11 protein-coding genes and 1 other annotated feature (1 of these 12 running past the window's edge) are annotated in these 14295 nt (G+C 36.7%); of the genes, 1 reads left to right on the plus strand and 10 read right to left on the minus strand.

Annotated elements, in window-relative coordinates; genetic code table 11:
* Positions 1-3 precede the first annotated feature (3 nt).
* The 7 genes from NQ540_RS07185 to NQ540_RS07215 form a co-directional block, all read right to left on the minus strand.
* Positions 4-1809 carry a polysaccharide biosynthesis protein gene (locus NQ540_RS07185; protein ID WP_005606813.1) on the minus strand — a complete coding sequence of 602 codons (1806 nt, stop codon included), beginning with the start codon at positions 1807-1809 and terminating at the stop codon, positions 4-6.
* Between the two features lie 14 nt (positions 1810-1823).
* Positions 1824-3044: a DegT/DnrJ/EryC1/StrS family aminotransferase gene (locus NQ540_RS07190; protein WP_005606815.1), complete on the minus strand. Its 1221-nt coding sequence runs from the start codon at positions 3042-3044 to the stop codon at positions 1824-1826.
* Between the two features lie 15 nt (positions 3045-3059).
* Positions 3060-3752: a sugar transferase gene (locus NQ540_RS07195; RefSeq protein ID WP_156780453.1), complete on the minus strand. Its 693-nt coding sequence runs from the start codon at positions 3750-3752 to the stop codon at positions 3060-3062.
* Positions 3753-3923: 171 nt separating this feature from the next.
* Positions 3924-5141: a bifunctional phosphopantothenoylcysteine decarboxylase/phosphopantothenate--cysteine ligase CoaBC gene (gene coaBC / locus NQ540_RS07200; protein ID WP_005606818.1), complete on the minus strand. Its 1218-nt coding sequence runs from the start codon at positions 5139-5141 to the stop codon at positions 3924-3926.
* A gap of 3 nt (positions 5142-5144) precedes the next feature.
* The gene (locus tag NQ540_RS07205; RefSeq protein WP_005606819.1) at positions 5145-5732 is read right to left on the minus strand and encodes an ECF transporter S component; all 588 of its coding nucleotides are present in this window, start codon (positions 5730-5732) and stop codon (positions 5145-5147) included.
* A 434-nt stretch (positions 5733-6166) separates the two neighbouring features.
* Entirely contained in the window at positions 6167-7894 is a 1728-nt protein-coding gene (gene ptsP / locus NQ540_RS07210) for a phosphoenolpyruvate--protein phosphotransferase (protein ID WP_005606823.1), read from the minus strand.
* A 1-nt stretch (position 7895) separates the two neighbouring features.
* Complete coding sequence (locus NQ540_RS07215) at positions 7896-8162, minus strand: phosphocarrier protein HPr (protein WP_039849104.1); 267 nt, start codon at positions 8160-8162, stop codon at positions 7896-7898.
* Positions 8163-8445: 283 nt separating this feature from the next.
* Between NQ540_RS07215 and NQ540_RS07220 the strand changes: the two genes are divergently transcribed.
* Positions 8446-8745 carry a DUF1827 family protein gene (locus NQ540_RS07220; RefSeq protein ID WP_005606827.1) on the plus strand — a complete coding sequence of 100 codons (300 nt, stop codon included), beginning with the start codon at positions 8446-8448 and terminating at the stop codon, positions 8743-8745.
* A 96-nt stretch (positions 8746-8841) separates the two neighbouring features.
* On the opposite strand, the gene NQ540_RS07225 is transcribed toward NQ540_RS07220, so the two are convergent.
* The 3 genes from NQ540_RS07225 to thrS all read right to left on the minus strand — a co-directional run bounded on the left by NQ540_RS07225 (position 8842) and on the right by thrS (position 14036).
* Positions 8842-10224: a deoxyguanosinetriphosphate triphosphohydrolase gene (locus tag NQ540_RS07225; RefSeq protein ID WP_005606829.1), complete on the minus strand. Its 1383-nt coding sequence runs from the start codon at positions 10222-10224 to the stop codon at positions 8842-8844.
* 30 nt (positions 10225-10254) lie between these two features.
* Positions 10255-11634, minus strand: coding sequence for an MATE family efflux transporter (locus NQ540_RS07230; protein ID WP_005606831.1), 1380 nt, complete (start codon positions 11632-11634; stop codon positions 10255-10257).
* Positions 11635-12092: 458 nt separating this feature from the next.
* Positions 12093-14036, minus strand: a complete 1944-nt coding sequence (gene thrS / locus NQ540_RS07235; RefSeq protein WP_005606834.1) for a threonine--tRNA ligase — start codon at positions 14034-14036, stop codon at positions 12093-12095.
* 72 nt (positions 14037-14108) lie between these two features.
* Positions 14109-14295: a binding site (T-box leader), on the minus strand; it runs 27 nt beyond the window's last position.

Here is a 14295-nt window from a genome sequence, read left to right on the forward strand (position 1 = left end):
ATTTTATTTCTTTTTATTCGCAATATCAATCAATTCATCATGTAATTCTTGTTCAGAATAACTTTCAAAATTTTCGATAAAATTATATACACGATTAATTTGAGAATTGTCTGCAATTCCAATATGAATCTTCGGAAAGACTTGTTTTGGATTTACTTCCCCTTCATTTAATAATTCCTCGTACATCTTCTCACCTGGACGTAATCCAGTAAACTTAATTTCAATATCACCTTCGCTAAATCCTGAAAGACGAATTAAGTTTTTCGCTAAGTCGACAATTTTCACCGGTTTTCCCATATCAAGAACGAAGATTTCTCCGCCTCGAGCAAGAGAACCTGCTTGAATGACTAATTGGGCAGCTTCTGGAATGGTCATAAAGTAACGCACGATATCAGGGTGAGTTACCGTAATCGGTCCTCCTTCAGCAATTTGCTTCTTGAAGAGCGGTATTACTGAACCACGTGAACCTAAAACATTCCCGAAACGAACCGCAACGAATTTTGTATATTCACTACGAGTCGCCATATCTTGCACAATCATTTCGCAAAGACGTTTCGTCGCTCCCATAATATTTGGTGGGTTAACAGCTTTATCAGTCGATACCATTACGAACGATTTAACACGCGCATGACTAGCAGCTTCTGCAACATTTCTTGTTCCAAGAATGTTATTTTTAACAGCCTCACGAGGATTAATTTCCATTAGAGGTACATGTTTATGAGCCGCAGCATGATAAACCACATCTGGTTTATACTTATCCATCACTTCGAAGATACGTTTTCGATCTTGCACATCGGCAATCACTGGCGTAATCGTGAAGTGTTGCGAATATTTGCCAACTAATTCCATATTCAATTGGTAAATACTATTTTCACCATGTCCTAGGATAATAATTTCTTTTGGTTTGAATTTCGCTACTTGACGGCAAATTTCTGAACCAATCGACCCCCCTGCTCCGGTAACAAGGATTTTCTTACCACGTAATTGTTTTTCAATCATCGTTTGATCGAGTTCTACTGGGTCACGCCCTAATAAATCTTCAATCTCCACATTTCTTAGTTGTTGAACATGTAAGTTTCCACTCATAACATCATCAATGTTTGGTAAAATAACGCATTCTGCACCGGTCTTACGGGCTACATCATATACTTCATTGAGTTTCTTGATTGGAAGAGATGGCATCGCAATAACTACTTTTGTAATCCCCATTGTATCCACAATACGCTCAATATCCTTAATAGCACCAAGAATACGAACTCCATAAATATCTTTACGAAGTTTATCTGGATCGTCATCCACAAAGGCAATCGGGTCCATTCTCATTGCTGGATGCATGAGCATTTGACGAACTAATAAAGTACCTGCAGCTCCTGCTCCTACAATTAAAGTAGGTTTCGCATTTTCCATAACGCTAGTATCTGCAAAGAATTCACGGAACACACGCATCGATAGACGAACTCCACCGATTGAAATCACCAGCAATAACCAACATACGATTAAAAATTGCCATGTTACTTTCGTGTCAAAGAACGCTAAGCCTGAAATTGTAGAAACAATTACCGTTGCAGAAACACATTTCACAACCGTAATGACTTCATAGACACTGGCATATTCCCAATCTCTCCAATATAAATTGAAGAAATAAGAGAAAATATAGTAGGCGATTAAAGATAGAATCGCCGTAATCGTTAATCCGTGAATATTACGAATCAACCCTTCTGTTACTAATCGAAATCCTAAAAATACTGAACCAACAACAAGTAACGAATCGACAATGAATAATAATAAAATTCTAAATCGATTATTCATGAAATCATCCTCTCTTATTGTCCAAGTACTTCTTGAATTACTTCTAAATAATTTTGAACAATATAGTCAATATCCTCATCACTTAGTAATCCATGTAATGGTAAAGTTACTTCGTTTTCAAAGAAGCGGTAAGCATTTGGATAATCTTCCATTTTGAAGCCCATATTTTGATAAGCTGTCAATAATGGAAGTGGTTTGTAGTGAACATTACATGAAATTCCACGTTCAGCCATTTTAATGATAATCTCACCACGTTGATCATAGGAAGCCCCTTTAATTCGAGTGATATATAAATGGCGTGAAGATTGATAATTTTCACCTTCATGTTTTAATACTTGAATACGTGAATCAACCGCTAATCCTGCATCTAATTGACGAACGATTTCTTTTCTACGTTCTAGTAATTCAGGGTAACGTTCTAATTGACCTAACCCAATAGCAGCCATCACATCTGCCATATTACATTTATATCCTGGAATGACAATGTCGTATTCCCAAGAACCTGGTTTAATTTTTGCTAAAGCGTCTTTGGTTTGTCCATGTAATGAGTATACTTGGAATTCCTTGTACATTGCTTCAGAATCCAATTCATTTGCTGGATTCCAAGTAATACATCCACCTTCTGCAGTCGTTAAGTTCTTAACGGCATGGAATGAGAAGGACGCAAAGTCAGCTAACTGAGCTATAGAAACACCTTCGCGAGTCGTTCCAATCGCATGTGCACAGTCTGAAACGACAACAATACGATTGAAGTGACGTTGTAAGTTTGTTTTTGGTTTAAACAAGTTTCGTTTAGATTCAACCACTTCAAAAATACGACGATAATCACATGGGACACCTGCTAATTCTACTGGAATCACTACTTTAGTTTTTTCAGTAATTGCAGCCTCAAGAGCATCATAATTCATTTCAAAATGGTCTTCTTGGATATCCACCATTACTGGTATTGCACCAACGTGTTCAATCACACTACAAGAAGCCGTATACGTAAATGCTGGAACAATCACTTCATCTCCAGGTCCAACGCCTAGTACACGTAACGCTAATTCTAGAGCAGCTGTTGCTGAGTTTAAGCAAACCACTTTTTCTGTCCCCATAAACTCTGCTAATTGACGTTCAAATTCTTTTGTTTTAGGCCCGGTTGTAATCCAACCAGACTTTAATACCTCGATTACATTATTAATTTCCTTTTCTGAAATATCAGGTGGTGAAAATGGAATATTTCTAACTTTCATGTTGTTCCCTCCAAGTTATTTTAAAACAGCAATCACAGTTTTTACCATAATTGCAATATCTTTTTTTAAACTACATTCATTTAAATAATCAATATTGTATTGCATTTTTTCAGGCAGGATATGTTGGATATACGCTTCATCCACGCTCAACCCTTGTTCTGTCCACTTTGCAATTTTTTCAGCCTCATGTCTAAATTCAATAGCAGCTAGTGAAGTAACACCTGCTGGTAGTAGAAGTGTTGTTTGCATTTCTGGAGTATATGCATCTACATATTTTTTAACTTCAGGTCTAGCCCCTACAAAAGACATGTCTCCAATAAGTACATTCAACAATTGTGCCACTTCATCTAAGCGATAATTTCTTACACGACGTCCTACTTTTGTAATTCGTGGGTCATGATCTTGAGTAACTAATGGTCCTACTTTATCTGCATTTAAAATCATCGTTCTAAATTTAAAGATTTTAAAAATACGGCCATTGGTAGTGACCCGCTCTTGTCTATAAAATACCGGTCCTCCATCTTCTAATTTTATCGCAATTGCAATGATGATAAACACAATTGACAAAGGAATTAAAAGTAACAAGGACACTACTATATCAAAAATGCGTTTTGAAATTAAATACCCCTTTTTCTGTCGAAGTTCTTTTTGTTTGTTAATTACGAGTTCATTCCTCATAAATTCTGGCAAAGAATTTTTTTCTTCCATAACTTCTCCCTTCATGCCTAAATAACCTTTCCCATTATACCATACTTTCTTCTTTTGAGGTAAATTTCTCTATTAATCTTGAATAAATTAATGGTAAATTTTTGAAAACAAAAACTGAAAATATCTACTCGACATTTTCAGTTTCAATCATTATTTATTAAATTTTCTACTTTAATGAATAATTTTTTCTTCAAGAAGGCTTTCCCATATATTTAATGCCAATTCTTCTTTAGATTTTTCTGGAAGATTCACTATATGTCCATCTTTTGTTAACAAAGTGACTTGGTGATGATCCGAATTAAAACCGATACGAGAATTTGAAACATCATTGGCAATGATGACATCTGCTTTTTTCTTTTCTAATTTTGCTTTTGCATATTCAAGCACATTCGTCGTTTCTGCTGCAAAACCGATAACTACTTGTCCTTCTCGTTTTGAATGACCTAATTTTTTTAAAATATCAGGATTTTCAAGCAACTCTAGCATTAATCCAGATTCATTTTGTTGTTTTTTTATTTTTTGATTCGAACGTTTGGCCACATAATAGTCCGATACTGCGGCAACCATTACGGCAATGTCTGTTTTTGGAAACAGCTGTGTGACCGCATCATGCATTTCAAGTGCACTTTCTACATAAGTCACTTGAACGCCATACGGAACTTTTAATTGCTTTGTAGTTGAAACTAATTGCACCTTAGCCCCTAAGATGGATGCAGCTTTTGCAAGTGCATAGCCCATTTTCCCAGAAGAATCATTTGAGATATAACGAACTGGATCGATGCGCTCTTTTGTCCCACCAGCAGTAATTAAGATTGTTTTTCCTTCTAAAGGAGACTTGTATTCTCTTCTACTCTCGAAAAATGTCACTTGTTCGAAGATTTCTTCTGGCTCAGGAAGGCGTCCTTTTCCGTCATAGCCTTCAGCTAAAAATCCAGTTGCAGGTTCAATCACTGACTTGCCATCTTCAACAAGTTGCTTCACATTTCGAACCGTTGCTGGATTTTCCCACATATGTTCATTCATCGCTGGAACTACATAAATAGGAGCAGTTGTTGCTAGTAAAGTACTTGTAACGAAATTATCAGCAATTCCATTAGCCATTTTCGCAATCGTATTGGCCGTTGCAGGTACAACTATAGCCACATCTGTCTGATCCGCCAAATGAATATGTTGAACCTTATTCGCTTCATCTTCGTCAAAGGTATCGATGTGAACTTTATTCTTCGTTAACACTTGAAATGTTAATGGTGTGATGAATTCGCACGCACTCTTCGTCATTGCTACTTCAACATTTGCCCCTGCTTTTACAAACAAGCGGACGAGTGTTGCAGCTTTAAACGCGGCAATGCCACCTGTTACAAAGACGGTTACGTTTTTACCCTTCCACATACACTATCCTCTTTTCTTAGAAACCGATAGTAAAACAGATGCAATAATCGGTGTCATAATAGACGCCGCTATCGCTTCTGCAATCCCATTTGACATTACAATCCCCATAAGTACAAGAGGCAATTCAGCTACCGTCTTTCCTGTTAATTCTGCATATTGTCCTGCCATCAATAGATAAATCAGTCCTAAAACTAAAATGGTATTCATCAGGCTTCCTAAAAATCCTGACAAAGCCATTCTTAATTTGTCATAAGTAATTACTTTGCTCATTTTATGATAAAACAAGGCAATGAGTCCTCCCATTAACAACCTTGGAAGTATTGAAATGAAAGGATTTGTAAATATCATAAAAGTTACTGCATTTCCTGAAGTAAACGCACGTAAAAAGGAACTGAATCCCCATGCGAACCCAAGAAGGAATCCTGCTTTAGGTCCTAATACAATCCCTCCAACAATAACCGTTATATGGATAATGGTAATATCTAAAATAAATAAGGGTAAGTTCCCTAAAAATGGTACAAAACTTTGCAAAATAATAATGGCAATAAACATCGCACTTAATACCATCTGAAAAGTTTTTTCTCTTTTCATATTGTCACCTCTAGTCTTAATGATTGTATTATACTAAGCTTTCTACTCCCAATCAACGCAAAAAAACTGAAAATAGCTTCAAAATTCAACTTTAATCAGCTATTTTCAGTTTTTTAGAAAGCATTATATATAAAATCTGTCGCATTCGTAAAATCAGTAAAAATACTATACAGGATAATACATGTAATGATGACATAAAACAACAGTGTCCATCCAACTAGTGAGTCTAACTTTTTGACCCAGTTCTCAATTCTTTTTTTCATGATAATCCCTCTTAAACTCCTATCCTCTGTTTCTTCTAGGAAAGTATACCACATTCCTATGCTGAAGAATATCCCCCTTAAAATACATTTAAAAGTTTTAATACTTTCTTAGATATTTTGCCGAATAAAAAACACCTAAGGTTCCCCTTAGGTGTTCAGGCTATCTATTTATTAGATTTTAGATACAGCTTCTGCTACCAATGCTTCAACTTCTTCTACAGTTGCACATTCGTTAATCGCTTTAGCTGCTAATGCTTGCATATCGCTTAATGTTAATTTAGAAATTAAGCTACGTGTTTTTAGAACACTTGATGCAGACATTGAGAACTCATCTAATCCAAGACCAACTAATAGAGGCACAGCTGTTTGATCTCCAGCCATTTCCCCACACATTCCAGCCCATTTGCCTTCTTTGTGTGCTGAATCAATTACGTGTTTGATTAACGTTAAGATTGATGGGTTATATGGTTGGTATAAGTATGAAACGCGTTCGTTCATACGGTCAGCAGCCATTGTGTATTGGATTAAGTCGTTTGTTCCGATACTGAAGAAGTCCACTTCTTTCGCGAATTGGTGAGCTAAAACTGCCGCTGCAGGAATTTCAATCATGATACCTACTTGGATATCATCGCTGACTGCAACACCTTCTGCGATTAATTTAGCTTTTTCTTCTTCTAATAATGCTTTAGCGCCACGGAAATCATTTAATGTCGCAATCATTGGGAACATGATACGTAATTTACCGTATACAGATGCGCGTAATAACGCACGTAATTGTGTACGGAACATTTCAGGTTCATTTAATGAAATACGAATTGCACGATATCCTAAGAATGGGTTCATTTCGTGTGGTAATGGTAAGTATGGTAACTCTTTATCTCCACCGATGTCCATTGTACGTACGACAACAGGTTTTCCATTCATTCCTTCTAAAACAGCTTTGTAAGCTTCAAATTGATCTTCTTCTGTTGGCATTTCGTGAGAATCCATGTATAAGAATTCTGTACGGTATAAACCAACACCTTCTGCACCATTGTTTACAACACCTTCTAGGTCTTTTGGTGTACCAATGTTTGCAGCCAATTCAACTTGATGGCCATCTTTAGTGTAAGTTTTTGAGTCTTTTAGTTTTTCCCATTCAGCTTGTTGAGCCGCAAATGCTTCAGCTTTAGCGCGGTATTCAGCAATCACTTCTTCAGATGGGTTAAGGAATACATCTCCTGATAAACCATCAACGATAATGATATCTCCGTCTTTAGCAATTGAAGTCACTTCTTTAGTACCAACGATTGCTGGAATTTCTAAAGAACGAGCCATAATCGCTGAGTGAGAAGTACGTCCACCAATATCAGTAACGAAAGCTTTAACGTATTGGCGATTTAATTGAGCTGTATCACTCGGTGTTAAATCGGCAGCTACAATAATCACTTCATCTTTGATAGTTGCTGGGCTAGGAATTTTAACGCCTAAAAGGTGAGCTAAGACACGTTTAGATACGTCACGAATGTCCGCAGCACGTTCTTGCATATAAGGGTTATCTTCCATTCCTGCAAAAATAGAAATAAACATATCTGTTACTTCTTTTAATGCAGATTCCGCATTAACTTTGTTAGATGTAATGCTATCTTTTACTTGTCCAATTAATTCTGGATCGCTTAAAACCATTAAGTGAGCATCGAATACTTGTGCTTCTTCTTCACCTAAGTTTTTTAAAGCTGTTTCCTTGATTAATTCGACATCTTTGATTGACGCTGCTAATGCATCATCCAAGCGTGAAACTTCTTTTTCTGAATCTTCTACAGTCACTTTTGTCACTGTTAAATCAGGTTCAGTCAAAGTATATACTTTGGCAATTGCGATACCATCACTAGCAGCAATCCCTTGTAATGTTGGTTTCATATTATTCAGCTAATCCTTCTTTTTTCATTGTTTCGTCAATTCCTGCTAATGCTTCTGCTTCGTCAGCACCTTCAGCAGTAATCACTACGTCAGCACCTTGGCCAACACCTAATGACATAACGCCCATGATTGATTTTAAGTTAACAGATTTTCCTTTGTATTCTAATTGGATATCTGAACTATATTTGCTTGCTGTTTGAACTAATAAAGTTGCTGGGCGAGCGTGGATTCCTGTTTCTGCGATTACATGATATTCTTTCTTTTCCATATTGAAAGTCTCCTTTGAAAGTAAATTTTGTTTTAAGAAATGTACATTCGAGAGCATGTAGTCCTCAAAAATACAACCCTTTCATTTAATAAGGTTACCATTTTTTTTCGATTTTAACAACTATTTCAATATATTTTTTAAAAGCACTTTCATCTTACTGAGAGCAAGCTATTCATCCTTTTTCAAAAAAATTAAATTTTCAAAAAAAGAGAGATGAAATAATATTAAAAACGCTGTATAATAATATTAATATTCGACATAAATAAAGGAGGCTGTGTCTGAAATGAAACTTATCGATATTACTAATTCTCACTCTCAACTTGTCAATGAACAGTTAGCTAACACGGATGCTTTCTATATCAAAGTATACTCTCTTGGCCAAACAACTGTTTTCTATGCTGACGCTGCCACTCACCGTGATATTGTCATCTTAAATAAAAAAAGACGCATTAAAGATGTTGAAATTGAATTTGTCGTTCATCGTTTGTTCCATATGGAACCTGATGGCCTTGATATTATCCATGCAGATAACTTTGTTGAAATTAGTATCCCTGTGGAGAAAAAACGACCCTCATTTAATTAACGGAAGCAATCAAAAACCGCTAATGAAGCAATTTCATTAGCGGTACTCTTTTTTTATATTGAGCCGAAAAAGATCATATATGGTCTTTTTGCTGATTTAGATTCCAACCATGTCTAAATAGAGGCGATGTGAATAACTATCTGTCATCCCTGATATAAAGTCTGTTGCTAAAAGAAGACGTAAGTATAATTTTTCTACTTCACTCTTTCCTTTAGCAAAATAATGATACGAGCGTCTCTGACTTTCAGAAATGATACCAATCTTCTTCAATTCTACATAGTCTAATTGGCGATTCGTGTCATACGCAACTAAAGAAGGCACGAAACTATCTAATAAATAGGTCAACGTCGTATAGCCAGCAATTTCTAGTCTCAAAATCCCTTTATGATCATAAATTTGTTCTTCAGAAAGTTTTCGAAGGATGAAATATAAATCTTCAGCCCAAGAATTTTTGAATAAATCTTGGTTAAACGTTCCTTCCATAATTTCATCATAATGATTCACAAAATTATGACGTGCTCCATCGATTAATTTATCTCGTAAATCCACAAAGAAACGATTCACACTGAAAACTTCTTCATCGATAGTCGTTAATATTTCACGAGTATGAACGGAATGTGGTGCGTTATATGCATCATTACTCAAATTAGCTAGTAGAAATTCTCGCACATCTCTAAAAGAAATCACGCCTTTTCCAATCGCATCTTCCATATCTGCAACCAAATATGCAATGTCATCTGCTGCTTCTAAAATAAAGGTCAGTGGATGTCGATTAGTGCCTGTTCCCGTAATTTCCGTCACTGTTTTAAACGCATGTTCTTCTGAATAGAAATACCCAACTTTCTTAGAAGTTATTTCCTTTGTTTTTTTATAAGAAGATGGGTAAGTATATTTTAAAATCGTATTTAAAGTAGCCACTGTTAAATCCAAACCTTCAAATTTTCCTTTAAAATCATGAAGTTTCGAAACAATGCGTAGGGATTGAGCATTCCCTTCAAAACGATAAAAATCATTTACATATGGACTTGATAAAAACTCATCAGCAACATCACTTCGTTCTCTCAAGATATTAGGAAGATTTTTCTTAAACCATTGACGGATAATATCTTCTCCAAAATGTCCGTACGGAGGGTTTCCTAAATCATGAACTAAACTCGCACATTCAACAATTTTCAAGACATCTTCTTGTCTATCAATCATTTCTTGACGACTGCTATCAGGTTGTTTTTTAACTTCTTCCTGTAAAAGAATCACAATTTCTTTAGCCAAGGACCTCGCCACCATAGCAACTTCTAATGAGTGCGTCAGTCTCGTATGGATAAAATCAAGTCTTTCTAAAGGAAATACCTGCGTTTTATCTTGCAAACGTCTAAAAGCCGGACTCGTTACAATCCGTTTGTAATCATCATCAAACTCATTGCGGTGAGTCGCTTTTTTCCCAGAAATACGTTTTGTTGATAGTAATTTAGACCATTCCATAAATCATACCCCTTCCGTTACCTCTTACCATTATACCAAAAGTTCGTCCACCTTTGGAATTTTGCGCATTTGATTGAGATAAACTGTGATACAAATTATGAATGAAACGAAATCTGAAACAGGTCCTGAAAAAATAAGTCCATCCACTCCAAACAATGTTGAAAGAAGAAGCATCACTGGAAGTAGAACAAATAATTGACGTGTGAGAGATAAAATTGCCCCTAATTTCGCTTTTCCGATTGCAGGGAAAAATGTTGTCACAATAATGGTTATCCCATTAATAAAAGTGAAAAATAGGTAAGCACGCGCATATCGAACGCCAAATTCATAATAAAGAGCGTCCCCGCTTCCAAACATTTGAATGAGTTGGAGTGGGAAAGCTTCGAATAATATCCATAGTATTATCGATAAAATTAAAGTGACTTTTAATAGCAAGTTCATCGTTTCATGGACACGTGAATATTTTTTTGCACCATAGTTAAATCCTAAAATCGGCTGTGCTCCTTGATTTAACCCAATCACAACTGCAATGAAAATAACGAAGATTTTGCTTACAACACCACCAACCGCAATCGGAATATCACTACCGTAAACTGATTGTGCCCCGTATGAACGAAGTAAGTTGTTCGATGTGATTTGAACGATGGTCGCAGAAATTTGGAAGATGAACGAGGTTAACCCAAGAGATGCAATGACTTTTACATCTTCAAATGATAATTTAAAATCTCCTCTCTCAAAATGGACGGATCTAAACCTTGGAATGTACGCCACCAATACAAGAGCAGAAACGATTTGACTGATTACCGTTGCCCAAGCAGCTCCAGCAATCCCCATATTAAATCCAAAGATAAATAACGGATCTAACACTGTATTCAGTAACGCTCCTATAATAATCGCCATCATCGAATATGTTGCTCTACCATCTGCACGAACGAGTGGATTAAAGCCAATTGAAAACATAAAGAATGGAATCCCCAGCGCTGTAATACCAGCATATTCACTGGCATACCCTAAAATTTGATCGGTTGCACCAAATAAATTCAGTAAAGGTTGCAAGAACAAGAGTACAATGCTCATAATCATTAATCCAGCTGTTAAAAGTAACACAACTGCAGTTCCTGCCACTTCACGCGCATGTTTATCTTCCTTTCGTCCTAGCGCCAAGTTAAAGTTCGAGGCAGCACCAATTCCTACCATTAATCCAATCGCCATACAGATAGTCGTAATTGGAAAGGCAATATTCGTAGCCGCATTCCCTAAATACCCTACTCCTTGCCCGATAAAAATTTGGTCAACGATATTATAGAGGGCGTTTACCACATTCGCGACAATCGCAGGAATCGCCATTTTCCGAACCAATGTACTAATTTTTTCATATCCCAACGGATTTTGTTTTTCTTCAACTACCATCAAAACTCTCCTTCTCAATCAATTGTATATACGCATAAAAAAAAGTCCCTCCATCCGCGGAGAGATCTACCAATACATTTATCTTAACTTTGCAACCTAAATTTGTCAAACATCCCATCCCACTATTTCGGTTTCAGAAACCCCAGCGAGCGCTCCATAAAAAAGCAGCAACGGACGCTCCAATTTTAGCGATAACTAATTTTTCGTAAGACTCGTCCTTTTTTAACCGCATTTTGATTTATGGCGGTCTAAGAAGCATAGTTCACCTTATAAAATATACGAATAACATTTTAATACTCGTTCTGAAGAATCATGCGTAGTCTATAAAACCGGTCGCGGACGCTCCAATTTTAGCGATAACTAATTTCTCACAAGACTCGTCTTTTTTACCGCATTTTGATTTTATATTTATACTTAAGCACAAAAAAAGACTCGTATTGCTACGAGCCTTTGAAAAATTAGTCTTCAAGCGGACGAGAGAAGTTTGCAATCTCGCGTTGTACGTATTCTAAGTACGCTTCGATAGACATTGATTTAGTTTCTTTAGAACCATAACGACGAACCGTTACAGTACCTTCTTCAACCTCTTTATCCCCAATTACTAATTGATAAGGAATTTTTTGAGTTTGAGAGGCACGAATCTTGTACCCCATTTTTTCATTACGGTCATCAAGTTCCACACGCATTCCTAAGCGAGCCATTTTTTCTTTCAACTCACGTGCAGCATCATAATGATGTTCTACACTTACAGGAATGATTGTTGCTTGAACTGGAGCTAACCAAGTTGGGAATGCTCCTTTGTACTCTTCGATTAAGTAAGCTACGAAACGTTCTGCAGTTGAAACAACCCCACGATGGATTACCACTGGACGGTGAGTGTTATCTCCATCTTCCCCAACATAGGTTAAGTCGAAGCGTTCTGGCAATAGGAAGTCTAATTGGATTGTAGACATTGTTTCTTCTAATCCCATTGCTGTACGGAATTGAATATCTAATTTTGGACCGTAGAATGCTGCTTCGCCGATAGCTTCGAAGTATTCTAATCCCATTTCATCCATTGCTTCTTTTAACATTGTTTCTGCTTTGTTCCACATTTCATCATCATCGAAGTATTTATGTTTATCTTCAGGATCACGATAGCTTAAACGGAAGCGGTAGTCTTTAACGTTGAAGTCACTATATACTTCGCGGATTAAGTCTAAGATACGTTTGAATTCGTCTTTAATTTGGTCTGGACGAACGAATGTATGTCCATCGTTAAGAGTCATTTCACGTACACGTTGTAACCCAGATAGGGCACCTGATTTTTCATAACGGTGCATCATTCCTAATTCAGCAATACGAATTGGTAATTCACGGTAGCTGTGGATGTGGTTTTTGTAAACCATCATGTGGTGAGGACAGTTCATTGGGCGTAATACTAATAATTCGCCATCACCCATATCCATTGGTGGGAACATATCTTCTTGATAGTGAGCCCAGTGCCCTGAAGTTTTGTAAAGACCTACATCAGCCATAACTGGAGTGTACACGTGTTGGTATCCAAGGCTAATTTCTTTATCCACAATGTAACGTTCGATTGTACGACGGATTGTAGCCCCTTTTGGTAACCAGAATGGTAATCCTGAACCAACTTCTTGACTAATCATAAATAAGTCTAATTCTTTCCCTAGTTTACGGTGATCACGTTCTTTGGCTTCTTCACGCATCTTCAAGAATTCTTTTAAGTCTGCTTTATCGAAGAATGCTGTACCGTAAACACGTTGCATCATCTTGTTGTTAGAGTCACCTCTCCAATAAGCTCCAGCAAGTGATAATAATTTGAAGACTTGGATACGTCCTGTTGAAGGAACGTGGATACCACGACATAAGTCAACGAAATCTTCTTGTTGGTAAACAGTGATTGTTTCGTCTTCAGGTAAACCATTAATTAACTCTACTTTATAAGGGTCATTTGCGAAGATTTCTAGCGCTTCCTTACGGCTTACTTCACGGCGAACGATTGGGTAGTTTTCTTTAACGATTTTCATCATTTCTGCTTCCACTTCTGGAAGAGCATCTTCTGTTAATTGATTTGGCATATCAGTATCGTAGTAGAATCCTGTTTCGATTGCTGGTCCTACCCCAAAGTGAATTCCTGGGTATAAACGAGTTAATGCGTGCGCTAATAAGTGTGCTGTTGAGTGACGTAAGATTCCTAATGCATCTTCATGATCTGGTGTAACGATTTCGATAGAAGCATCTTCTTCAATAGAACGGTCAAAGTCTACTAATTCTCCGTTCACTTTACCTGCTAATGCTTTTTTCGCTAAACTTTTACTAATACTTTCGGCAACTTCTTTTACTGTAATTCCTTTTGGAAACTCCTTAACGGCACCATCTGGAAAAGTAATTTTAATCATTGACATTTTCTTCCTTCTTTCCTTTTGAAAAATTTAAACCAAACAAAAAATCCCATAGTCTGCTACTGCAAACTATGGGACGTCATTCTCTACGTGGTTCCACCCAAATTCATTTGTCTCTCATTGACAAATCTTAAACGGACTAACGCTCCGATACGCCTTACTCTACTGATTTCAAGCAAGGATTCAAAAGTGGTAAAACTATTCCGGATAAAGTGTTGCACCAACCCACTTTTCTCTAAAATGTAACCAAGAGATA

Origin of the sequence: Granulicatella adiacens ATCC 49175 (assembly GCF_025150565.1) — a bacterium.
GTDB lineage: Bacteria > Bacillota > Bacilli > Lactobacillales > Aerococcaceae > Granulicatella > Granulicatella adiacens.

Coding starts and splice junctions, on each gene's coding strand:
- NQ540_RS07185 (WP_005606813.1), bottom strand. CDS start 1,809: ATGAATAATCGATTTAGAATTTTATTATTATTCATTGTCGATTCGTTA.
- NQ540_RS07190 (WP_005606815.1), bottom strand. CDS start 3,044: ATGAAAGTTAGAAATATTCCATTTTCACCACCTGATATTTCAGAAAAG.
- NQ540_RS07195 (WP_156780453.1), bottom strand. CDS start 3,752: ATGGAAGAAAAAAATTCTTTGCCAGAATTTATGAGGAATGAACTCGTA.
- coaBC (WP_005606818.1), bottom strand. CDS start 5,141: ATGTGGAAGGGTAAAAACGTAACCGTCTTTGTAACAGGTGGCATTGCC.
- NQ540_RS07205 (WP_005606819.1), bottom strand. CDS start 5,732: ATGAAAAGAGAAAAAACTTTTCAGATGGTATTAAGTGCGATGTTTATT.
- ptsP (WP_005606823.1), bottom strand. CDS start 7,894: ATGAAACCAACATTACAAGGGATTGCTGCTAGTGATGGTATCGCAATT.
- NQ540_RS07215 (WP_039849104.1), bottom strand. CDS start 8,162: ATGGAAAAGAAAGAATATCATGTAATCGCAGAAACAGGAATCCACGCT.
- NQ540_RS07220 (WP_005606827.1), top strand. CDS start 8,446: ATGAAACTTATCGATATTACTAATTCTCACTCTCAACTTGTCAATGAA.
- NQ540_RS07225 (WP_005606829.1), bottom strand. CDS start 10,224: ATGGAATGGTCTAAATTACTATCAACAAAACGTATTTCTGGGAAAAAA.
- NQ540_RS07230 (WP_005606831.1), bottom strand. CDS start 11,634: ATGGTAGTTGAAGAAAAACAAAATCCGTTGGGATATGAAAAAATTAGT.
- thrS (WP_005606834.1), bottom strand. CDS start 14,036: ATGATTAAAATTACTTTTCCAGATGGTGCCGTTAAGGAGTTTCCAAAA.